This window comes from Solibacillus isronensis (assembly GCF_900168685.1).
Classification (GTDB): Bacteria; Bacillota; Bacilli; order Bacillales_A; family Planococcaceae; genus Solibacillus; species Solibacillus isronensis_A.
The window spans coordinates 95,848-117,700 of the sequence record NZ_FVZN01000012.1 but is presented as its reverse complement, the minus strand read 5'-3'; the positions used below and the strand labels follow the sequence as shown (position 1 = coordinate 117,700).

The 21,853-nt window shown below is 35.2% G+C and carries 18 protein-coding genes and 1 pseudogene; 18 read left to right on the top strand and 1 reads right to left on the bottom strand.

Annotated elements, in window-relative coordinates; genetic code table 11:
- The first annotated feature begins 166 nt into the window (after nt 1-166).
- The 16 genes from B5473_RS05555 to B5473_RS05480 all read left to right on the top strand — a co-directional run bounded on the left by B5473_RS05555 (nt 167) and on the right by B5473_RS05480 (nt 19,822).
- Nucleotides 167-1,159 (top strand): GGDEF domain-containing protein, encoded by a 993-nt coding sequence (locus B5473_RS05555; RefSeq protein WP_079524013.1) that lies wholly within the window; start codon nt 167-169, stop codon nt 1,157-1,159.
- 11 nt (nt 1,160-1,170) lie between these two features.
- Entirely contained in the window at nt 1,171-1,578 is a 408-nt protein-coding gene (locus tag B5473_RS05550) for a hypothetical protein (protein WP_079524012.1), read from the top strand.
- A 116-nt stretch (nt 1,579-1,694) separates the two neighbouring features.
- Nucleotides 1,695-1,934 carry a hypothetical protein gene (locus B5473_RS05545; protein ID WP_079524011.1) on the top strand — a complete coding sequence of 80 codons (240 nt, stop codon included), beginning with the start codon at nt 1,695-1,697 and terminating at the stop codon, nt 1,932-1,934.
- 11 nt (nt 1,935-1,945) lie between these two features.
- Complete coding sequence (locus B5473_RS05540; protein ID WP_079524010.1) at nt 1,946-2,464, top strand: hypothetical protein; 519 nt, start codon at nt 1,946-1,948, stop codon at nt 2,462-2,464.
- A gap of 43 nt (nt 2,465-2,507) precedes the next feature.
- Complete coding sequence (locus tag B5473_RS05535) at nt 2,508-3,254, top strand: hypothetical protein (RefSeq protein WP_079524009.1); 747 nt, start codon at nt 2,508-2,510, stop codon at nt 3,252-3,254.
- 299 nt (nt 3,255-3,553) lie between these two features.
- Nucleotides 3,554-4,675 (top strand): hypothetical protein, encoded by a 1,122-nt coding sequence (locus B5473_RS05530; RefSeq protein WP_079524008.1) that lies wholly within the window; start codon nt 3,554-3,556, stop codon nt 4,673-4,675.
- Nucleotides 4,676-5,535: 860 nt separating this feature from the next.
- Nucleotides 5,536-7,509, top strand: coding sequence for a DnaB-like helicase C-terminal domain-containing protein (locus B5473_RS05525; RefSeq protein ID WP_139377689.1), 1,974 nt, complete (start codon nt 5,536-5,538; stop codon nt 7,507-7,509).
- Between the two features lie 132 nt (nt 7,510-7,641).
- Nucleotides 7,642-8,148: a hypothetical protein gene (locus B5473_RS05520; protein ID WP_065217388.1), complete on the top strand. Its 507-nt coding sequence runs from the start codon at nt 7,642-7,644 to the stop codon at nt 8,146-8,148.
- 211 nt (nt 8,149-8,359) lie between these two features.
- Entirely contained in the window at nt 8,360-8,632 is a 273-nt protein-coding gene (locus B5473_RS05515) for a hypothetical protein (RefSeq protein WP_065217387.1), read from the top strand.
- A 250-nt stretch (nt 8,633-8,882) separates the two neighbouring features.
- Entirely contained in the window at nt 8,883-10,085 is a 1,203-nt protein-coding gene (locus tag B5473_RS05510) for a DNRLRE domain-containing protein (RefSeq protein WP_079524007.1), read from the top strand.
- Between the two features lie 305 nt (nt 10,086-10,390).
- Nucleotides 10,391-13,765: an RHS repeat-associated core domain-containing protein gene (locus B5473_RS05505; protein WP_079524006.1), complete on the top strand. Its 3,375-nt coding sequence runs from the start codon at nt 10,391-10,393 to the stop codon at nt 13,763-13,765.
- Nucleotides 13,756-14,052 carry a hypothetical protein gene (locus B5473_RS05500; protein ID WP_065217384.1) on the top strand — a complete coding sequence of 99 codons (297 nt, stop codon included), beginning with the start codon at nt 13,756-13,758 and terminating at the stop codon, nt 14,050-14,052. The genes B5473_RS05505 and B5473_RS05500 overlap by 10 nt, the downstream gene beginning before the upstream one ends.
- Before the next feature lie 627 nt (nt 14,053-14,679).
- On the top strand, nt 14,680-17,652 hold the full coding sequence (locus B5473_RS05495) for a DNA polymerase III subunit alpha (RefSeq protein ID WP_079524005.1): 2,973 nt from the start codon (nt 14,680-14,682) through the stop codon (nt 17,650-17,652).
- 543 nt (nt 17,653-18,195) lie between these two features.
- Nucleotides 18,196-18,753 carry a matrixin family metalloprotease gene (locus tag B5473_RS05490; protein WP_065217382.1) on the top strand — a complete coding sequence of 186 codons (558 nt, stop codon included), beginning with the start codon at nt 18,196-18,198 and terminating at the stop codon, nt 18,751-18,753.
- A gap of 23 nt (nt 18,754-18,776) precedes the next feature.
- Nucleotides 18,777-19,349 (top strand): hypothetical protein, encoded by a 573-nt coding sequence (locus B5473_RS05485; protein WP_065217381.1) that lies wholly within the window; start codon nt 18,777-18,779, stop codon nt 19,347-19,349.
- 35 nt (nt 19,350-19,384) lie between these two features.
- Nucleotides 19,385-19,822 (top strand): hypothetical protein, encoded by a 438-nt coding sequence (locus B5473_RS05480; protein ID WP_065217380.1) that lies wholly within the window; start codon nt 19,385-19,387, stop codon nt 19,820-19,822.
- Nucleotides 19,823-19,951: 129 nt separating this feature from the next.
- On the opposite strand, the pseudogene B5473_RS05475 reads toward B5473_RS05480, so the two are convergent.
- Nucleotides 19,952-20,473 (bottom strand): annotated as a pseudogene (locus B5473_RS05475) (DNA/RNA non-specific endonuclease); the annotation flags it as partial.
- Between the two features lie 232 nt (nt 20,474-20,705).
- Here B5473_RS05475 and B5473_RS05470 point away from each other — a divergent pair.
- Together B5473_RS05470 and B5473_RS05465 are read left to right on the top strand one after the other, a co-directional pair.
- Nucleotides 20,706-21,065, top strand: a complete 360-nt coding sequence (locus B5473_RS05470; protein ID WP_176142024.1) for a hypothetical protein — start codon at nt 20,706-20,708, stop codon at nt 21,063-21,065.
- A gap of 193 nt (nt 21,066-21,258) precedes the next feature.
- Complete coding sequence (locus B5473_RS05465) at nt 21,259-21,750, top strand: hypothetical protein (protein WP_065217378.1); 492 nt, start codon at nt 21,259-21,261, stop codon at nt 21,748-21,750.
- Nucleotides 21,751-21,853: the final 103 nt, after the last annotated feature.

The window sequence follows — 21,853 nt, the reverse complement described above, 5'->3', positions numbered from 1 at the left end:
ACCCTCTCTATTCATATTAGGGAGGGTTTTTGTCCTGATTATAAGCGGATAATGGTGTCTTTAGATACTTTTATATCACAAATACAAACAACGCTAAATACAGGCTTCTGAGAGGTTTCACGATGTATGTAGAACGCGGTTGATTAAACATAGGAGATTAAACAATATGACACTAACATTATTAATTTTAAGTGCCATTTTCGTATTCGAAAAAATTAGTATAAGCAAAAAGGTTAGCAGCAGCATGGCACAACTAGACACAATCTTGGCAATTACAGGGTTTGTTATCATAGCTGTTGGAACGTTTGGCATTGAGTTAGAGGTATTTTCCAATGTAATAGCTATAGGATTTATCGCATTGGGCGCGGCTATGATTGGTGTGGGTACGACAATTAAAGCTGATAGCAAAGTTGATATTGTAATGGGCGTATTCGCGGTAATGCTTGTAATTCCATTTGCGAACTACGGTGGTGCGTTCTGTCTAGCTTTATATCTTTTCATGATTAAAGGGAAAGAAAAAGGAGCTGAAGCGCACATTTTAGGTGTCGCTATGATGATTTCATTTATTGCTCTGTTATTAAAATCAGTAGAGCTTGCCAGCTTCGTGATGATCGTTTACTTAATTACATTAAAAATGGCGCACTTAGAAACCATCATCAGTATGCTACGTCATGTTGGGAATAACGTAGTAACCGATGCCTTAACCGGTTTATTCAATCGTCGCTGGATGTTCAAACAATTAGAAAAGCTGATTGAAAAGAATGGTGAAGTAGGCGTTATCTTCATCGACATTGATAACTTCAAGAAATTAAACGATACAAAAGGGCATGATTACGGCGATCTTGTATTGAAAAAGATTGGCGAAATTATGCGACAAGAAGTTGGGGCTACAGCTTGGGGCGTTCGTTATGGTGGCGAGGAATTAGTTGCACTCGTAAGTAAGGAAGTCCGTACTGAAGCTCTCGCTAAAAAGATTTTAGAACGAGTACGTAAAGAGGTGCAAGTAACATTAAGTGTTGGTGTGGCTTTATTAGACGGACAGGAAATGACGCCGGACCAAATTATTAAAGTTGCTGACGAGCGGATGTACTACTCTAAAAACAACGGTAAAAACCGAATTACTACAGGCAATCAAGCAGAGCCAGTAGAACAACCATAGAAGGTGAAAATATGCATGAGGAAATCGTTCGAATACATCATCATGCCAGTGAGCGAAAAGCGATCGGCTTCAAATGGGAAGTCTTTAACTATAGAAACGTTCTTGTTTCAGGTGATTATGAAGTACAGGACATACAGACCGATGTTTTAATTGATATGAGCGTACCGTCCATTTCATTAGTTGAATTGGTCGAGCTGCTTGTCTATTGCAGGCGTAAGGGCTATAAAGAAAACCATTATTTCACATCGGATGTAGAGCCTTTCCAACAGGAGAATGAAGCTGAAATGGTTTGGTTCTACTTTGATCAACAATATGAAAATACACTAACTTACTCTTATTCCTCGGAAAAAATCATTGCGATTTATCACTTATGCGAGTTTGATAAGTTTATTGTTATGAACATAGAGGCAAGAAGATAGCATAAACACTCAGGTAAACGGTTCCACTTAGCCGTTTACCTGTTATCGTTTTTTAACAAATTCCGCGACTTGTGGCATTATAATATAAATTATAACTTTTAGGAGATACAGACAAAATGTTAGCAATCAATCGCGTAGAAGAATTATTAATTATACCGCTAGAGCCTGTGAAGGAATTTCAGTTTGAGGGAAGGTATTACGAGCGGATTTTTATAAATGGCCAATATGGTGATTTATTTTATAATGAAGCGGAACGTCAGGTAATACATGTTCAAAATGGGAGTGTAAAAGTAGAATATCGCATTTTAACGCGATTAGGTGAAAATACATATCAATCTGGATATTTCGGAAATTAAGGAGCGCTATTATGAAAGTAAAGACAAATGAAAAGCAGGCACGCAATAAAATCGTGCAAAAACTTATATTAAGTGTAGTAATAGAATTTATACCAACCGTCATTATTTTATCAGCAATAGACGCTTTATATTATTACTGGGGCGATTCATGGGCTATCTCTTATACAAGCAACATCGATTTCAACTTTATCTATCTAATGAAAGCGTTCATCCTTGCTTTATTACTTGGCCGTCTTACATTAACATTTAATGAATATCGTGAAACGCGTGTGGTACTATTCGATCCCGAACGAGATTTAAACTTTAATGTCGGCTTTAAGCAGTACATAGCATTAAACATCTGTATTTTACCGTTAGCATACGTGATCGCAACTTACACAATGTTTGCAAATTCCGTTTTAAGTTTCAGCATTTTAATAGCTGCGGTGTATATTGTAAGCGCGGCGCGTGCTGTATTAGAAATCGCATCAGACTTTTATCAAAAGTTGCTACTAGCGTATTATAAAGACCAAGAAGTTGAAGAAAATTAAACTTAAAACATGGTATGATGAACAGGTTAAAGGGGGCAATTTTATGAGTAATGAAACCAATGATAATAAACAATCAGAAATAATCTCCCACAGGGAAGAACTGACTCGTGAAGATAAGTCGAAGGAAGAAAAAGCATTAGAATTAAACAATCGTATTGACGAGCTAAAGAACGACTATAATTCGAATGTAGCAAAAGTAGAAAATGTTAAATGGTATAACCGTAAGCATGTATTAGGTATTTCAGGACTGTTCCTCTTGCTGTTTATTGCCTTATATATAGAAGCACGTACAATCGAAATGATACCGACGCAAATTTCAGTTGGTCTTCAATTTGGGGTAATCTGTGTATCGGTATTAATGGTATTCGTAGTGGAGTCGGGCAAAGTTTTTAAGAAATATGCTGAAAAACTTAAAGCAACTCACATCAAGCGATTAGATGAAGTAAAATCTCAACAAAATAATGATTTGTCAGCAGCTTTGCATTTGGTAAATACAGAAAAAGAACGTGAAAGTAAGCTATATGCGATTCGATTAGCTTTAACAGCTTTCGGTAGTATGGTTATTGGTTTTGTTCTGTATGATGGAACGGAATTTATTCAGTCGAATACACCTGCATTTATTATGACGACAATTGTATTGGTCTTTACAATAAGCTATACAGTAAATGAGTTTTTAAAGTTAAGAGCAACGAACAAAGTGTATGTGGCATACCGTAAGCAAATGGATCTTGTTATAGAAGAAAGTGAAAAATACTTTGAAAGTTTGTTTAAATCAAAAGAAGCACAATAAGGCGACTCACAAGCCTTGCTGTGCTTTTTATTTTGGTCTTATAGTCTGTATGGTTAAAGCTTCAGCCTCGTCTTTCTGTTTAGATTATCAGCTCGGCAAATACCTATTGAAAAATTCATTGCTTATGAATAGATATGTTACAGACTGTTTAATTCACTTTAATTATAAAGGTTGCGCGCCAGGGATTCTATGTTAATGGTAAAATGACAGAGATAGCACTTGTTGGAGTTATTGATATTTATAATTACTTCATGTTTAATGGATACATATGAATGCTATAAAAGGTGAGGTGAAAGAATTTGAACGATACTTTAAATGATAAATTAATAGAGGCTGCCAAACGTGACAAGCAACAAACCATGTTCGATGATGAGTTTGAAGATGGGGCAGAAGAAACAACTACTAAAAGCCCTGTAAACGATGGTAACGAAGATTCTTTTAAAATGGAACAGTTATTTAATAATCCAACCATTATGACGCAAACGCCTCAAAAAATAAAAACACAAACGATTAATAATAATATCCTTACAATTGACCCTGTCTCACGTAAGATTTTCGGAAATGAAAACTTGAATAACTCTATTATTGAAAATTCAACGACATATGAAGAAATGGTTGCAACAGGATATAACAAAGATGAACAGCCAATGCATGTGTTACTGACGTTGAATTTCGATGAAGAGGGCATTAAAATTATGAAACCTTTATCTATTTATGAGCGCCGGGTTCATGATGTCATTGTTTCGCTGTATGCTATTGGGAATACCTGTATTACCATACCCATGATTTATAGAGCGTTGACCCAATCAAAAAGTCGGACGAAGCAACCGACAGAAGTAGCGCGGAAAAAGATTGAAGATGCCGTTGATATGCTTTCGAGAACACGTGTAAAAATTAATGTTAGTGAGGAAATGGCGCAATATAAGGACATAGATCGTGCTGAGTACGAGGGGACAATCATTGCGATTGAATCATTAACTATTCAAGAGAAGGGGCATGAAGTTCGATACTTACGTTTTTTCCGAGAGCCGATTCTCCTTACATACTCCCGAGCAAAGAAGCAGGTTGTTCAGGTTGATCAAAAGTATTTTCAATTTGAAGGGAACAAGGGGGAAATGGTTCATGTACTTGCCGGCTATCTAATGTACCGGATACAGTACATGCAGCGTGTTCATAAAAGCAAACGAACACGTACACATCGTACCATTCTATTTAGCACCATTTATAAGCAAATCAAGTATACACAAGATAAAGATTCCGTATTAACAAAGCGTAAAATGCTCTATTATCGAACATTATGTAACGATATTTTAAAAACATGGCAAAACCTCGGATTAATAAGGGAATTTACCTTCCATAAAGAAAAAAATGAAGTTCGAAGCATTATTATTGAATTAGATGATGTGATTAAAATTAAGTAGAAAATAGCTCAAGGATGATCTCTCAGATTATATCCCTTGAGCTTTTTTATTTATAATCATCAACAATTTTCCGCTGATTGCTGTGAAAGTATGTCTAGTTTTACGTAACCCCTATACTTTTTAGCCAAAAGTATGTCTAGTTTTACGTAACCTCTATGCTTTTATAGACGAAAATATGTCTAGTTTTACGTAACCCTTATGCTTTTTTAGCAAAAGTATGTCTAGTTTTACGTAACCTCTATGCTTTTATAGACGAAAATATGTCTAGTTTTACGTAACCCTTATGCTTTTTTAGCAAAAGTATGTCTAGTTTTACGTAACCTCTATGCTTTTATAGCTGAAAATATGTCTAGTTTTACGTAACCCCTATGCTTTTTATAGTCAAAAGTATGTCTAGTTTTACGTAACCCCTATGCTTTTTATGGTCATAAAGTATGTCTAGTTTTACGTAACCCTATGCTTTTTATGTTTAAAAGTATGTCTAGTTTTACGTAACCCCTATGCTTTATATGTTTAAAAGTATGTCTAGTTTTATGTAACCTCTATGCTTTATATGTTTAAAAGTATGTCTAGTTTTATGTAACCTCTATATTTTTATAGTTAAAAGTATGTCTAGTTTTACGTAACCCTAAAATTTTTTTGAAAAATTTTTATGTCTAGTTTTACGTAACCAGTAGTCTAGTTCTGCGTAACCCCTAGTCTAGTTTTATGTAACCAGTAGTCTAGTTTTACGTAACCCGCCACTGTTCGAAAAAAAGCGCCAAACCCTTTACTGGCAAGGATTACAGCGATTTTCAATTTTTTACTTAAAATATATAAAATATATTAAATCTTTAAAATGCAATCTATTAAAAGCGAGATTGCTATTTTTATATTGCTGTTTTACACTGTACTCAAAACAGCGAGAAAGTAGTACCTGGGGGGTAGGTTCAGTCATGAAAGTTATCGACTTAGAAAAACAAATTGATCTATTCTCTTATATTTCTAAAAGCTATCACTTAAAAAAGAGTGGGCGCGGAAAATATTATTTTATCGAGCCTTGTCCAGTTTGCGGTCATAAAAATCACTTTGCTGTCGTACCCAGCACAAATAGTTTTGTCAGTTTTTCTAACTGCTGCACCGGGGGAGGACCTTATAAATATTTAATAAGTGTAGAGGGACTAGCTCCAAATGAAGCTTATAAAAAATTATGTGACCTGGCGGGTATCGCATTACCTGAGACGGATGTAACTGAAGATCGACTAAATGAATATAAAGAAACCCAAAAACAGCCGTCTTTAATACAACAAGTAGACAATCAACAAAATTTAAATGAATTTGTGAGCCAAAACTTCATAACGTTTATTCATCGGTATGCGAATGAATGGTGGGATTTCCAAAAACAACGGTATATATCAAATGACAACTTAATTAATCACCAAATTTTCATTTACAAATTTACAGATGGATTAAGAATTGTTTTCCCCGTTAAAAAACAGGGGCAAATTATTTCCTATTCGGCTAGAGCCTTAGAAGGACAAGAGCCGCGCTATCTCAATTCAGTTGGTCCCAAAGTTGAAGGGGATTTCTTTGGAGTCGATGTTTTAGAAAGTGACAGTAAAGAACCAATTATTTTAGTTGAAGGACAAATTGATAAATTAAATTTAGAAGCAATGGGGTTTCGGAGCATTTCAATAAATGGCACGCAAAATTATCCAGCTTTTATTGACTATGTGAAAAAAACAGGGCATTACGATACAGAAATTTTCATCAATGGTTTTGACAATGATATAGCTGGCGATAAACTATGCGAAAACAGTTTTTTTAAAAGACTTGCGATCCCCAAGCAATTTAGTGATATAAATGAGTGGTATGTTCATTCCATAAATGAACTTACAGAAGAAATGAAAGCACAAGGCAGCCTCGAATATACGCTATCTGAATCCAGCATTTATAAAAGTATTGCCAAGCAACTTTATAATCCGAGCCGAAAAGATAACGTTCTTGATTATTTAATGGGGGATTATCAGAAGGATTTAACAGCCTTTGACGATTGGCGTTCAACAAAAACCGGTTTCCACAATATTGATAAACATATTAAAAATGTAGAGCCGGGACTATATGTGATTGGAGGCGTTCCCTCCATCGGAAAAACAACGTTCCTCCTACAGCTTGCAAATGGACTTATACATAATAGCGATCGGGACGTCATTTTATATTCGTTAGAACAGAAAAAAGTAGAACTCGTGAAGAAAGAACTGAATCGTATTCAGAATTTAAATAAGTCATTAAAAACAATGGAAGATACCATGATTGCTTACGCCCCAGTTGCAGCGCGGTTCTCCATCGTTGAAGGTGGCTTTAATACAACGGTTACTTACATCAGGGATTATTTAGAGCATTTTATTCGAATGAATAAAAAAGCCCCGGTCATTATGATTGATTATCTCCAAATACTAGGATCTGAAAATGAATTAATGAATGACAAAATGAAAGTAGACCGTAATGTTATTACATTAAAGCAACTTTCTAAAGATTTACAAGTACCAGTATTTTTAATCAGCTCGTTAAACCGCGCAAATTATACGGAAGTCCTGAGTTTTGAGAGTTTTAAAGAAAGTGGCTCAATTGAATACTGCGCGGATCATGTATGGGGCATACAATTAGACCTCGTAAATGAAATCAGTAATAAGTCGAGTCTGACAATCAGCCAGAAACGTAAAAAACTGAATGATGAAAAAGCGAAGGAAATCCGAAACGTGGAATTACTCTCATTGAAGGGGCGAAATATAATAGCCAGCTTCAGCGCAAAGTTTAAATACCATGCTAAACAGGATTATTTTAAAGAAATGTAAGTAAAATAGTTCAATCCTTATATAAGTGATACTCAATCTGCTCACACATATCACTCTTAACTATACTAACACATTGTTATTAAAAAGGTCTGAACCCTTGATACAAAAGGGATTTAGACTTTTTTCTTTATTTTGTTAGGAACGGAAAAGGCAATTAACGCTACTACTGTTGAAGTAACATTCGGTGATAATGTTAACGCTCTTAAATTCGCTATTGAAGGTCTTGAAGTTAAAAATGCTGCAGTTAAACAAACTGACGCTAAAACTGTAGTATTAACTACAGCTGCCCAAGAAGCTAACAAAGAATACACAGTAACTCTTGATGGAGTTAAACTTGGCACATTTAAAGGCGTTAATGTTGCAGTTCCTACAAAAGTTACAATTAAAGATGTTGACGGCGACCGTTCACACCAAGGTGTTATCGGAAAGGAAGTAACAGTTCGTGCAGAAGTTACTGTAGCTGATGGTCAATCTAAAGCTGGTATCCCTGTAACATTCAACGTTGTTAACAACAACTCTAATACAAACGAAAAAGTTGCTTATACTGATGCAAATGGTGTAACTACTTACTCTTATACTCGTTACTATAATTCTGAAGATAATGTAACTGCTTATGCAACTAGCATATCTTCAGTATAATCTACTGGTAAAGTATACTGGGCTAATGCTCTTCAGTTAACAGTAACTGATACTACTAAAGAAGAGTCTTTAACAAATGGTGGTAAAAAAGTTTACCAAATTAACTCATCTAAAAATGCAGGTAAATTTGTATTTGTTACATTTGCAGAAAACTTAGATGTAACTCCAGATAAAGTTACTAAATCAGTTTCTGCTGAAGGTGTTGCAACTTATGCATGGTAAAGCAAACTTAGTATTAACTGGATCGAATGCAGCAGTAACTCCTATTGTATACGAAGGTGTTCTTGTAACAGATTTAAATGATGCAGGTACTGTAGTGGGTGACGATCTATCAGAATTTACTTCTGTAGTTTACGATGCAACAGCTTTACAATACAAAGCTTCTAAAGTTTCATTTGATTTAAAACACAGCCTTGGTTTAACTTTACAAGCTGAAGGTGTACAAAACGCTGCAAATCATACTATAGCTGGTACTGGAAAATAATTCTTATTAGCTGTTTTAACTACTTATTATCGGGCCTAGATAGGGTTAATGTAATTTTTCTTTTTGTTTGGACTACAACTATTTATACTGCGTTAGGAAATATCATCAAAGAATAAAGGTATTAAGGACTGATTCTAAATGCTTACTTTTTATCAATTAATTGATTTTATAGAACCATTCCAATAAATGTTCATCAAATATATAATAAATCAGATTGAAAAATCTAATTTTATTATTAAAGGAGTAAGTAATGTTTAATAAATTCCTCAATCTTTTAGTTATCGTTTGCATGCTTTTTGCATTTGTTCCATTTGGAAATTTTGCTGAAGCAAAAAATAAAGACAACTTAAAAGAAGAAAAAGAAACAACCAAAGAACGGTTAGAATTAGTCGAAGAAAGAACCGCACTATCCAAAACATATGATAACTTAGATGGTACCTTATCTACGGAAATCACACAAATACCACAACACTATCAAGATAATAAAGGGCAATGGAGAGAAATTAATAATAACCTTACTTCTACCAAAGAAGGTAAAATTAAAAACAAAGAGAATTCATTCATTGTTGAATTCGACGAAAAAATAAATTCTCATTCAAAAGGTATGGAAATCCATGAGGATAGGTATAAGGTGAATTTACAGTTAGCGAAAGTCGCAAATGAAACAATAGAAACTCTGCAACCTTCTATAGGCGATATTACGGATAACCAAATCACGTATGAAGAAATATTTGAAGATATTTCTGCCATATATACGATTGGTGAAAACTATGTCAAAGAAGATATAATATTAGAATCTTATCCCCAGAATGGATTACCAGAAAAGTTTTCTTATACATTAGATTTACAAGGTCTAGCTTATAAAGCAATAGATAATCGAATTTACCTTCTTGATAAGGAAACAAAGGAATCTGTCTATTTGATTGAAGCCCCATTTATGTATGATTCATATAAGCCAAAAGAATTCAAAGCTGTTGCAGAAATAGATTCTGTGCCGGAAGAAGCGAAATCCTATAATCTTACACTAAACGTTAAAGAAAAAGATAATCAACTAATAGTGGACTTAATACCAGATTTAGAATGGCTATCTGCACCAGAAAGACAGTATCCAGTCGTTATTGATCCGATGATAACGCGCCTTCAAGGGAAAAACGATATGGTAGACACTACTATTAGAAACAGTTTCCCTACAACAACTGGAGGAAACGATAAAGAATTAGGTGTTGGTACAGCTGGCGATGGTAATACAGTTCGAAGTTTACTTCGTTTTGATTTGACGTCAATTCCTTCAGCTGCTGAAATATTATCGGCTAATTTGAATTTATATCTAACATCAACTAATAATTCAGCCGCAGCGATAAACATTCGCCTTCATGAGATGACGAATTCATGGGAGGAGAATGAAGCTTCTTGGAAATATAAAAAAATTCTCCTTACACTCAGTGGAATGTAGCAGGTGGAGACTTCAGCAGTGAAAATATTGATATAGCTAGAGAAATTAAAGAAGTACCGGCAAACATAGAAGATTCTTTAAAACAATGGACGATCCCGAATGATGTTGTAAAACAATGGGTCACTAATACTCAAAAGAACTATGGAGTAATATTAAAAAGTTCCACAGAGTCTACTAAAATATATAAAAAATTTGCAAGTAGCGAAGGTGTGTATGACCTTCAGTATCAGCCAAAAATAGTCGTTACTTATAAAACGCCAAGTAGATTAGGTCTGGAGGATTATTGGGATTATACAAGCCATCCATTGAGTAATGGCACACAATTTGTAAACTTAGGTACATTAAATAACATTCTGCAATATCAAGACTTTTCACTATTAAATCATGCTGGTTTTGGTTTAGATTTTATTCGTACGTACAACAGTAAAGACTATGAAAAATCAGCTTTCGGTTACGGGTGGACATTTACCGGGGACCAAAAGCTATTTATTGGTACAGGGGATAGCAAGCAAGATATTCAGTATAAAGATGAAGATGGTACCATTCATACGTTTACTTATAAAGCATCTACTAATAGCTATGAATCGCCGCGTGGTCTATATGATGTCTTAAATGTTACTGATAACATCTATACCATTACTACTCCGACAGGGCTTGTAACTAAATTTGAAGTAAAAGAATCGGCAGCAGACACTAATGTAAGAGTGGCATATATAACAGAACAAAAAGATTTAAATAATAATGCAATTACCTATTCTTACAACTTAAAGAATCAGTTAGAATCGATTTACACAAGCGCAGATTCCACGCATCAAAAATTAGTATTTTCGTATAATCCTTCTAACTTGATTTCTAAAATTACGCATAATAATCAGGTATATACTTATACCTATAGCAATGATTATTTAATAAAGGTTACACAAAAAAGATCTGTTACAAATACGACAGATACAACTTCTACAGAATTTTTCTATACAGAGAATAATCAATTAGCCCAAGTTAAAGATGCGAATGGAAATGTAACAACATTTATGTACAATAGCGCATTAGATTTGACCGAAGTTTCACGAAATGGAGTAATGGATTCGACAATATACAAATTGGATCGTCCCACAAGTAAAATGACCGTTACTTCACCTGAAGGCTTAAAAACTGAATATACTTTAAACGGCAACTTTATTGTAACAGAAATCCTACAGCCATCTGGAGAGCGAACAGCTTATGAAATCGATGACAACTATAATGTATTAAAAGAAACAATTTTTTACACAGATGGGACTAATGCCATTCAAAGCTATACGTATAATACAAAAGGTAGCATGTTAACAAACATAGATCCCAATCAATTAGTAACAACTTATACGTATAATGCAAAACAATCAGTATTATCAGAAACGGCACCAGATAAAACTGTTATTGCTTACACCTATGACAATAAAGAAAATTTGATTTCTATAAAAGCGCTAAATGGGGATATTACCACTTACATGAATAATTCTATGGGTGATTTAGTTAAATTAACCTATCCAAATGGAAGTACAGAAACCTATACGACTAGCTACGTTAATGGAGAAGAATCTACCGTATATAAAGACGATGTTTTAGGAACTACTTCAACGATTGTTACGGATATGTACGGAAATACAATTTCCAGTACGGATGAAAAAGGTCAGCAAACAAATTACAATTATAACTTGAAAAATGAATTAACAGCCGTTATTGATTCCGAAGAGAATAAAACATCCTACACGTATGACGGGAACGGCAATCTTTTAACGAATACAAATGCATTGAATGAGACAATGGAGCTAACTTATACGCCACAAAATCAAGTTGCAAAAGAAACCAACGCACGGGGTCAAGAAACATCATATAGTTATAATAAGGATGGGGACTTAACAGGTATTAAAAAAGCAAATAATGATAAAATTGCCTATACTTTTAAAGCTGATGGTACAAGCACCATCACAGCGAATGGTGTCTTACAGTATACGACGCATCCAGATGGACTTACTACAACAGCTATTAATCACAATGCAAATGAGACAGTCCACTATACAGCTAATGAGGATGGCATGTTGCAAACTGTGCGCTTTAATGATCAGTCACCAAATGACGTGCATTACAGCTACGAAATAGATAAATTGGCTAACGTACAATTCGGCAAATATAAGCTAGTTTATCAGTACAATTCAAATAGCCAGCTGTCAGCTATAGTTTCCAACACTTCACCGTTAGCGACCTTTGCCTATGACAAAAACGGATTAAAAACAAATACAAGCTTTGGTAATTCAAGGTCGGCCATAGAAAACGGGTATAAAGGGACCAGCACACAACTGCAAAATGAAAAGTTATACACAAATACCCTCACAACGCCATGGAAAACGAATGCCTATAGCTATGATGCCAACGGGAACATTACAGCCGTTACAAGTGGCAGTGGGACTACTTACTATACGTATGATAAGCTAAATCAATTAACTCAAGAAAAGCTGCCAGACGGCCAAATCATTCAGTACCAATATGATAAGGTCGGCAATCGTACGCAAAAAACGGTTACAAAAAATGGAGTTATAACAACTATATATACCTTTAACGAAGCGAACCAAATGACAAAGGCAGGGACGCAAGACTATACTGTTGATCCAAATGGTAATCTTACAAATGACGGTCGATATCAATATGAATGGAATGCCTTTGATCAGTTAACAGGTGTTAAGACAATTGATGGGGTCAAAGTTGCAGAGTACAAATACGATGAAAATGGTCGCCGTATTTACAGTAAGGTAGAGTCGACAGAAACATACTATCGTTATGATGGAACAAGTAATTATGTGTTGTTTGAAGAAAATGCCAGTGGCGTCATTACAAAGACCTACACGTATGATATAAACGGTCACCCATTAACGATAACGTATGGTGATTCAATTTATTATTATTTAACGAATTATCGCGGAGATGTACTAGCTTTAACCGATGCAAGCGGAACTGTTGTTGCAGAATATACGTATGATGCATGGGGAAATATTTTATCGCAAGCAGGAACGATGGCAAGTGTGAATCCTTACCGATATGCGGGTTACCGCTTTGACGAAGAAACAAAGCTGTACTACTTAATGGCTCGTTATTACAATCCGGATACAGGTGTATTTTTGTCACTGGATCCAGTGCGTGGCGATACAATGAATCCGATTACGATGAATGGATATAATTATGCAAATAATAATCCAGTAATGATGGTGGATCCAAATGGTGAATCTACCTTTTCAGTTACTTTTAACAGAATAAAAAATGCATTACTATATGGTTTGGGTAAATGGATGAGTTTTTATATTCCAGCTAGTTTATATAATTCTCTAAAAAACGGTAGTATTGCCCCTTATCTTCTTTTTGGAGAGAAAATATTAAATGGTGTTAAAGCAAGTATAAAAGCTTATATTAATGGGAAAAAAACTTTTAGTTATTTAGTTGCTGACATAAAAAATACTATGGCGAATTCAAGGCAAGAACAACAATTATTACTTAAAAATGCACAAAAGCAAATTCGGAAATATAGTGCTAAAGCAGCAAGTAAAATTCTGTTGAAAACTGTCTTCACTTGGGGTGATCTTGGTATAATTGGTTGGTATACCGGTAGTGGCTATATAAATAGATATGGGTGGAAACAAGCATGGAAATAAAAAGGTCAAATGAGTTAAAACATTTTATATTTGGTGGTTATACAATCGGTTTTATAATGGGATGTTGGGTTGTTATTATATCTGAAAATAACCCTACGATAAATTTAAGCTTTTCCTTTGAAAGTATTTTCTGTATTGTAGTGGTTTTACCATTATTATATTGGGTGTATCGTTATTCAGGAATGGTTTTTAATAATCAATCATTAAAAATTAAATTGTTATATTCATTTATTTTAATTTTAGGTATTTGTTTTGGAATATTCTTTAGTGAATTGCTTTTTGATTGAAAATTTACCTGTAATCTTAGGGGGCAGCTACAAAAAGAAGAATAGGATCAGTGGATGGTAAGGAATGAATTTTGAAACAGGCTCTAATTAAGTAAATCATGAAAACTTGATTAGCAAAGTATGAGTAAGCAGTTTCGCAACTAGAGCCAAAAATCCATGACCATTAAAAACGAAAAAAGCGTCCGCTTTACTTGCTTTTAAACTAATGAATTTCTGTATCCACTTTTAAGTGCTGCGCTCTACGAAGTGCGTTGTCGAGGTTTTAAGAACTTGAATTTCCTCTCATTTGATGTATTTAAGTAAAGGCTCGTTGCTTCTATGGAAGTATTTCCTAACAGGTCGCGTAAATCGCTAATAAGGCCGGTAAATTTCATTAACACTTAACAATAAGTATCAGGAATGCTATAATCAAAATAGAATTTTTGTTATTTTACTTTTACTTTTATGTTGCTAAACCACTATGTCGGTTCAGCTCTTTTACACTAACTACTATTTAGTGAACACCGAAAACCTACAAGGGATTCGTCTGTTCACCGATAGTAGTTTTTTTCGTTTTCATAGAAAAAGAGTGAAGCAACATAATTCGTAGCAATAATTCTTAAACATTTTTTAAGGAGAGATACGATTATGTACATTAATGTTAAAACTGAGGAAAGTATTTTAAAGAGCACAATTCGAAGCGAGGCGTTAGTATCGTTTTTAAAAGAACAAGGAGCTACAGGATGTGCGGTCACAAATGATAATTTATTTGGTTTCATTAACCGTCGTGATTTGTTCAAGAAAGAAGGATTAAATTTAGTGCCTGCATTATCATTCGAGTTAGATACAAATGATGTGTTGCCACTACAAGTTTATGCGATGAATGAGAAGGGCTATAAAAACCTTATCAAGCTATCTAGTGCTATTAAAATGTCACCGAAGGAGAAATGTTCTTCTGACGATTTAAAAGCGTATAGCGAGGGTTTAAAAGCTGTTATTCCTTTCTATTTAGGAGATTGGCCCAAGTATTCTAATTTAAATTGGATTACGCCTATTTATTCAGAGGGAATTTACTTAGGCGTTATCCGTACAAATGGAGAAAAGCTTCAGATTGAGGAACAAACACAAGTTGTTGCAGCTGATAACAACCTACCAATCATTGCAATGCACAATAGTTATTTCATTAGACCCGACCAAGCCAATGCTTACGCATTAGTGCGCGGTATCGACGCAGGTTCGATGGGCTATTTAACTGAGGAAGATAAAAATAGCTACATGCCAACGCAAGTTCAACTGTCACAATGGTTTAGCGATAAACCGCTTTGGCTTGAAAATGCACGTTCACTAATTGCATCAAGCAATATTAATTATCCTGAAAAGCGATTCCATATGCCTCAATTCCCGTTAGCAGAAGGGAAGAATGATGCTGATATTTTAAGAGAATTAGCGACTGCAGGTTTAAAAGTACGTATAAACGGTGGAGTTTTTGGTGATATTCCTAGTAAGTACCAGGAACGACTAGATTACGAGATTTCTGTTATCAATGGGTTAGGCTTTGCCTCTTACTTTTTAATGGTTTCTGATTTTATTAATTTCTGTCGTAAAGAAGGTATCTTAACAGGTCCCGGGCGTGGTTCGTCAGCAAGTTCTTTAGTTGCGTACAGCCTATACATTACCAATGTTGATCCATTACAGTATGACTTGCTCTTTGAACGCTTTTTAAATCCGGAGCGTATTACTATGCCTGATATTGACGTTGATATATTGGATACACGACGCGTTGAAGTCGTACAATATTTCGAACGTAAATATGGTTCACAACATGTGGCTCAAATTATCACATTCGGTACGCTTGCGATGAAAGCGGCTGCTCGTGACACTGGGCGTATGCTTCAAATGGAGCCAGCGGAATTAAAGCAAATGTCTACATTACTAGACCGTACAAGAAAAACGACTTTAAAAGAAGCTTATGAATGCTCACAAACATTAAGAGATTTCGTAAATAAATCGGATCGTAATAAGCAATGGTTCAGCCTTGCTTACCAAATTGAAGGACTTACTCGAAATACTTCAACTCATGCTGCAGGTGTAATTCTTACACCGCAACCCCTTGTAGAATATGTGCCGGTTACAAAAGGTACTGATACAAAGCACATCACACAATGGGATATGAATGAAGTGGAGAGTCAAGGCGTTCTGAAAATGGATTTCCTCGGCTTATCGACATTACGTGTCATTGAGGAAGTTTTACAATCACTTGAAAAAACTTACGGAATCAAGCCAACGCTACATACGATTCCATTGGATAACCGCGCTACATTCGAGCTTTTACAGAAGGGTGCTGTTGAAGGGATTTTCCAATTAGAATCAGAAGGTATGCGAAACGCGCTTATGTCGGTAGAGCCAACATCAATCAATGACATTATTGCAGTAAACGCATTATATCGTCCGGGCCCAATGGAATTTATTCCTCAATACGCGGCACGTAAAAAAGGTGAAGTTCCTGTGGAATTTGTAGACGCTTCAATTCAAAACATTTTAGCGGATACATACGGGATTATTATTTACCAGGAGCAGATTTTACTTATTGCTCGTCAATACGCTGGCTATAGCTTAGGGCAAGCCGATTTACTACGTCGAGCGATCAGTAAGAAAAAACGTGAAGTATTAGAGGCGCAACAAAAGCAATTTGTTGAAGGTGCTGTTAAGCAAGGGCATACAGCTGAAAATGCTACGGCAATCTTTGAAGTAATTGTGCGATTTGCTGAGTATGGTTTCCCAAAATCACACTCGACTGCATACAGTATGATTACTTATCAAATGGCTTATTTAAAAGCGAATTATCCTTCACACTTCTTTACTGCTCTATTAAACAAAGCGGTTGGCAACGTGTCTAAAATCAAGACGCTTTTAGCTGAAATGAAGGAGTTAGGCGTTGAGGTATTACCTGTCGATGTAAAAATGAGTTCACATGAATGTAAGTCTGAGCAAGGAAAAGTTCGTCTCGGCTTTAATGTCGTAAGTGGAATTTCAGTCGCTACAGCTGACACAATCGCACATGCGACAAAGAGCGCGGCGACAGTGAACGAATTTAAGTTTACAATGAATGTTCAAAAATATGAAAAAGAAATTGAGTCACTAATTAAAGTAGGGGCATTTGACACATCATATGGAGCAGATCGTAATAGCTTACTAGCAGAAATAGCAGCTGGTGGCGACGATTTAAGTTTCTTCTTTGCCGAGCAAACGGAGAAGGAAGTTGCAACGACTTCTAATTATGACTTAGAAATGAGCGTATTAGGATTTTCGTTAGAGAAACATCCAGTGGAAGCGTATCGTGCTAAAGGATATGAGCAAATGCTTAATAAGCTTACTGAAAACGAACAGGTGCAAGTAATTGGTCTGATTGAAGAAGTAAAGCCTACGATAACGAAAAAGAATCAAGAAATGGCCTTTGTAAAGCTGTCTGACGAAACCGGTACAGTCTCACTTACTGTTTTCCCAAATGTTTATGCAGCCAACAAAGAAAAATTGAATAAAGGGCAAATGGTACAGGTTACAGGTAAGGTTGAAGTGAAGTACAAAAAGACTTCAATCGTGGCAAATACTATTAAGGCTTAAATATTACTGAAGGCGTCGTATGATTAATTTTATTAATTGTATAGACGCTTTCTTTCTAAATACTGATGAGAGAGGTTATGAAGAATGTTAAATATCGTTAATGAAATGCAGGAAATGTTCGATGAAATAGAATTGAGCAATGTATAAAGGGCGTTTCGAAAATTATTCGAAAGCTATGTTGATTTAAACGATCCAGTTATTGAACAACGAGACAATGGTGAAAATGTGGAAATTATCTAAACCATCAAGAGTATGTTTAATACTAAAGCTCTTACGATATGGTTTGCCTTTATCTAAAAAGGCTCGAACCTGACTTTCTCCTTTTGAAGATGTAAGTTAATAGTTAACATTAAATAAGAGGATTTTATTTGTAATAAATACATAATATGGGAGGTATTTCTACTAAATATATAGAAATTTAGTATAGCAGTAAAAAAAGATTCTTTATAGGGAGGGCATGGAAATGTTTTTCAACTCGACTGTAAAGAGAGAAATTATTCGTTTTAGTATTAGAGTTAATAATATAAGAAAGGAGGAAATGTTATGTTTAGCAAGAAAAGAAGAATAATTCCGTTATTCTTGATTGTAATGATTACATTTTTCGGCACCGGGCAAGTACTTGCATATGTAACTACATCACCATACAAATTAAATGGTGGAATTTCAGGTAAAACTTTTTATGTTGGTGATCCGAGTGGCAATTGGGGTTCATCCATTCGTTCAGGAGTAACTGCATGGAATGCTACTTCAACAGGGGCTTCATACGCAGAAAAGTCAACTAATAATCAAACGCTTGATTTTTTTGTAGGTAACTTTGGAAATGTTAGTTGGTGTGGATTTACTTACTATTTAGATTCAAGTGGAAATTATATTAATTATGGCGGATACCCAAATAAAAACTGGTCTCGTAACTCTGTTCAGATTCAAGAGCCTCCTGTTAGTGGCTGTCCAGCATATTCTAAGAAGGCAACAGCTGCACATGAGATGGGTCACGCATTAGGATTAAAACATAGTGATAAATCTGGAGTTTTAATGAGTAGTCCAACAGGTGCAGATACTCCAAAAACTGATGATATCAGTGGTGTAAATGCTCTTTATTAAACTAAAGGATAAGAGGTGAAAGAGTGAAAAAGAAAATCTATATGATAGCTCTAGCTTGTTCAGCGATTTTAATGTTTTTGGTGGGTTGGGCTACAGCTACACCTAAACCTATGTATGATGCTGCTCCCTTATCTTTAGCTCAAGAGTATACATCTATAGCTCATATGACAAAGGAAACACCTTACATTGCTGAAGTTGAAGTAATTACTGATCCTGAAACAATTGATTATGAAGGACTCTTATTTTCTAAAAACCAAGTGAAAGTTATAAACGAATTGAAGGGATCTTTAGGAACAAAGGAAATTACGATTCTTGATAATGGTGGAGTGTACCAGGGAAATGAATATGCTCTAGGTGGTATGCCGTTGTTACATTTAGGAGATAAATATCTTTTGTTTTTGTATGAATATCAAGGGCCAGTGACCGATAATAAATCATATATGATTCAAGGTGTGTGGCAAGGTAAAATCAAATTAACATCATTTGGTCAATTAGATTATGTTGGACCAATTGAAGAAAGTCATGGACTTCAAAATGATATTAAAAAGAATAATAAATTGAATAGTGTAAAAACATTAATGGAAAATCTTGAATAAGATATCTTTCATCTCTAAGGAAGGGGGCGGAAAGTGTGAAGAATTTTCTTCGCCTTGTTCCGTTGCTAATGTTATTGTTTTTAGGTGCTTGTTCTTCAGACACAGAGGTAATTACAGTTGATAGCAATGAAGAAAGTAATTCAGAAATCTCCCCCCCACCTAAACGATGGGAAGGACCGAAATTGGATGCGGTTATATCTTCAGATATACCGCATTGTGGAAAGTCCTCTATTGCTGAAGAACTTGGTTTCCCTGGTTACATTAATATCACATGGGAAGAAGAGACAGCTGTATATCACTCAACTACAGAAATGATTGAACTGGATTCAAATATAAAGGAAACGGGATATCATCTTGACACCTTAGCTCTTTGGAAAAATGCCAAGTCAAAGAATAAGGTATATATTGGACAATATGATGGCAAATCAAAACCTGAAAAAGTTCTTGTATATGACCTTGGAGGTTGTGAATAATTGAATTATAGGAAAAGAACCTTCCCTTAGGGGGAGGTTCTTTTTATTTTAAGAGGGTTGCTTAATTAGCCACTTATTTGGAGATTTCAAAGATTTCATGCCTTATCTATTCAATATGAAACCAAACTTAGCATTCAATACCCTTCCAAGTGAATCAGCAATGACATGTCCTTCATCTAAAACATCACTTTCGACACCAGGAACCTTTGCCTCATCAGGATAATATCTTCCAGACGATAAGAAAGGTTCGTTACGCTCATCTTGTAAAATGATTTCGTCAGCAATGACACGTACTAATTGGCCGTATTCATTCGTAAATGCCCAGTACTCACGATCACCATAACCAATGTCTACGACAACATTAGGTTCACGATAACCAGATAAATCCCCACCACCCACTTCAATAAGTTTGTATCCTGAGAACAGTTCATCATTTTGTTGGATTGGCGTTTCTTCTACTACTGGCCCATCAACAACCGTAGTGACAGTTTTCTCCTTTTCAATAACTTAATTTTTATTAGCTATGCTTGCTTCTTGGGAAGCTGTTATTGTTTCTGCATTTGTGACAGGTACATCTTCTTCTACAGTAGTACAACCAACCATAAGAATGGTCATTACTAGTAAGATTGAATAATTTAATCCCTTTTTCATTTTAGGATCCTTCTCTGTGTGTTTTCATACTGCTCTAATAATATCAGTGCTTTAGGTTACCTATTGAAATGAATTGTAATGCTTCTTACGCATCATACAAACGGATTTTCATGATGTGTGGGATATAAATCCTTTTATCCCCTTGAGGAGAGAGAATTGTGATATAGGGTGTATTCACGGGCAGTTTTTTTATTGTTCCTTCGACAGTGTAGGATTCACCATTGTTCCAATAATGAATAAGGACCATACTATGCGTTTATACGGCTGTTTGTATTTGATGGGCGAGTTGCTCTCCCTAAACAAGAAAGGGGGTGGCGACATTAAAAGTAAGCATAACGGAATGGCAATTCTAACACTTCCGATCACTGTACCACTAGCTATTATCTTTGCTAAAGGCAGCTTATCAAAACCGATAAAAAGTTTATTCAATGCTGAAACCACAGCGTTCATACTTATCCTAATGGTGACAGGTCTTTATCTGTACCCGTTAGCAAGTGGCTTTGGCATCCATTTTAAATGGGAATCAAAGCAAAAACATAAATCTGTAGAGATATGGATTGATAATCGTAAAAACGAAAAAAAACAACCATAATGAGCGTGTGAGCTAATCAGGTCGTTTTTAATCGTGATTATTATATTGGGAGAGATAACAGTTTAAAGTACTGGCATACTTTAAAAGCTATTACGTTCCCCTTGCATGATGTAAGGGGATTTCTTGTTACTAAAAAGATAGCACATATACATTGTATTTTCAATTATTCAAATTAATGAGGGAGTACAACCTTATGGGAGATATATATAAATTCGTACCGCCTACAAATAGCGTTCCGGAGGCTGATAAGCCATATAAATTTGTCTTCACCAAGCAGTTTAACAGCAGCCAAACAAAGCCACATATCGTTGAAATCGAATTTCAAGTGAAGGATCATGCATTTAGACAGCGCATTAGCAATATTTTTGATACGAACAATTTTGAAGTAGCTTATTGCTTTAAAAGTGAGATCGTTGCTGGTGAATTACAGGTAAACGGATTTGTTGACCTGACACATTGGCATATGGCGAACGAAAAAATCATGCTATCAGTATGCACGAATGAATTTTTTGAGCCTGCAGGTAAGTTCAGTTTAGTCGAGTTTTCTACCGTAACCGTCGAATTTACTTGTGAACGTTCATCTGAAGCATTTATTCAAGCTTTCGAAGAAACGGTATTAGCCTTTATTGATAAAAAATACGACGACTACTTGAAGTTAAAAGCTCGTTTGTTAAGGAGAGAATAGCGTATGCCTACATACTATTTCAGTGTGATGATAAAAAATGAAGTTGTATAAACGTATGGAATATATGGACTGACGCGGAAAGCTGCGGAAAATACATTCATAC

What these genes read in the sequence shown, in the direction of transcription:
- B5473_RS05515 (WP_065217387.1), top strand. Translation starts at nt 8,360, where the DNA reads ATGCATGGTAAAGCAAACTTAGTATTAACTGGATCGAATGCAGCAGTA.
- B5473_RS05550 (WP_079524012.1), top strand. Translation starts at nt 1,171, where the DNA reads ATGCATGAGGAAATCGTTCGAATACATCATCATGCCAGTGAGCGAAAA.
- B5473_RS05495 (WP_079524005.1), top strand. Translation starts at nt 14,680, where the DNA reads ATGTACATTAATGTTAAAACTGAGGAAAGTATTTTAAAGAGCACAATT.
- B5473_RS05540 (WP_079524010.1), top strand. Translation starts at nt 1,946, where the DNA reads ATGAAAGTAAAGACAAATGAAAAGCAGGCACGCAATAAAATCGTGCAA.
- B5473_RS05545 (WP_079524011.1), top strand. Translation starts at nt 1,695, where the DNA reads ATGTTAGCAATCAATCGCGTAGAAGAATTATTAATTATACCGCTAGAG.
- B5473_RS05555 (WP_079524013.1), top strand. Translation starts at nt 167, where the DNA reads ATGACACTAACATTATTAATTTTAAGTGCCATTTTCGTATTCGAAAAA.
- B5473_RS05470 (WP_176142024.1), top strand. Translation starts at nt 20,706, where the DNA reads ATGAATAAGGACCATACTATGCGTTTATACGGCTGTTTGTATTTGATG.
- B5473_RS05465 (WP_065217378.1), top strand. Translation starts at nt 21,259, where the DNA reads ATGGGAGATATATATAAATTCGTACCGCCTACAAATAGCGTTCCGGAG.
- B5473_RS05535 (WP_079524009.1), top strand. Translation starts at nt 2,508, where the DNA reads ATGAGTAATGAAACCAATGATAATAAACAATCAGAAATAATCTCCCAC.
- B5473_RS05510 (WP_079524007.1), top strand. Translation starts at nt 8,883, where the DNA reads ATGTTTAATAAATTCCTCAATCTTTTAGTTATCGTTTGCATGCTTTTT.
- B5473_RS05490 (WP_065217382.1), top strand. Translation starts at nt 18,196, where the DNA reads ATGTTTAGCAAGAAAAGAAGAATAATTCCGTTATTCTTGATTGTAATG.
- B5473_RS05500 (WP_065217384.1), top strand. Translation starts at nt 13,756, where the DNA reads ATGGAAATAAAAAGGTCAAATGAGTTAAAACATTTTATATTTGGTGGT.